Genomic DNA, 1,335 nt, shown 5'->3' with positions numbered 1-1,335 from the left:
AACGTTGTTACATGAGTGGAGGAATGGTCCAAAACACCTCTAAGCCTTGTCCCCCATAGTCTGAAGGCTATTTTTACCCCCTTTTTCCCTTCTCTTATTATTTGGGGGTTTTTTTGAGGGTCTGGTTTTTGAGGGTGTTTTTAACCCGAAAAAGCACTTTTTTTTACAAAAAAATGCTTTTAGTTTTTTACAAAAAAACTTAAAAACTAAAAATAGATTTATATTTTTTAAACTCAATTTGATTTTTAAGTTGATAATCAATTAATAAAAAATCGTTGAGAAGCACAATGCCCATTTACACACCATGAAAATATCATGGTCAAATGGGCCAGATTGCTTTTTAAGCAATTTACCCTACGGGAGAGATAGGAAATATATTTTAAAAGGCAAAAAACCTTTAAAACGAAATTTGAGGGCTTATATAAGTATTTTGAGTTTTGAGATGACTGGATACGAAACGTAGCAGCAAGAATTTTAAGAACTAAGGTTGGCTTAAGCCAACACAGAAGCAACTTAAGTTGCTCATTTTGCTTTTAAGTGTTTAGGCTCTGTTTTTGTTTTTTTGTTCTGAAAGAACCGCACACATTGATCCAATGTATAAGTGCGCCCTTGTCTTTTTTATCCAAGGGATTTTTGACTAGGCTCTTTATGCTTTGAGATAACTTTAAAAAGCCTCTACAGCAAGAGTGTAGGGGCTTTTTAGTTAGTTTAATCAATTTCTTTTCTTTCGATTTCTGACATTATGGTTTTACCTTCACTATCAAATGCTACTTCAAGTCTTATCTTGGCTATATCTTTCCACTCACCTTTACCGAAAAGATGAGGATTGACTCTATATAAACCTGTATCAATTCTTTCGAGAAGTTCGCCTTTAACAAATTTGGTTATGGCGTTGTTAATACTAGATACAGACAAGTCGATTTCTTCGGCTATTTGCCTTTTTAAGGCTGCATTAAGCACTAGCTGATTCCCGTAGGACATTCTTTTTAAAAGTGCATATAAAATTGTATTTAAGCCTTTAGGTAAATCTTTTAAATACAAAACAGTATCTAAGTAGAGTTTTATGTAATTTGGTTCTTTGCCCCAGTTAACTGTGAGATCCTCTTCCTGGTATCTTATAGATCCATCTTCATCAGTTATAGTTCTTGTGTTACTCATAGTGATTTTTGCCATTTTTATATCCTCCCCTTTACTTCGAAAAGTATTCCTAAGATATTTGTAATACTATTATAACGTTTTATAGGAATGTTTGTAAACCCTGATAAATCAACTATTCCTATAAATCATAGGAATACGTATTCCTCCACTGGAGGAATGACATTCCTCCAGTGGAGG

The 1,335-nt window shown here is 33.5% G+C and carries 1 protein-coding gene; it reads right to left on the bottom strand.

The features are described from left to right. Positions 1-708: 708 nt before the first annotated feature. Positions 709-1,173: a replication/maintenance protein RepL gene (locus OK414_RS29645; protein WP_088568401.1), complete on the bottom strand. Its 465-nt coding sequence runs from the start codon at positions 1,171-1,173 to the stop codon at positions 709-711. Positions 1,174-1,335 lie beyond the last annotated feature (162 nt).

This window comes from Priestia sp. JV24 (assembly GCF_025910025.1).
Classification (GTDB): domain Bacteria; phylum Bacillota; class Bacilli; order Bacillales; family Bacillaceae_H; genus Priestia; species Priestia megaterium.
The sequence above is the reverse complement of the archived record's forward strand: the minus strand, read 5'-3'. Positions and strand labels throughout refer to the sequence as shown.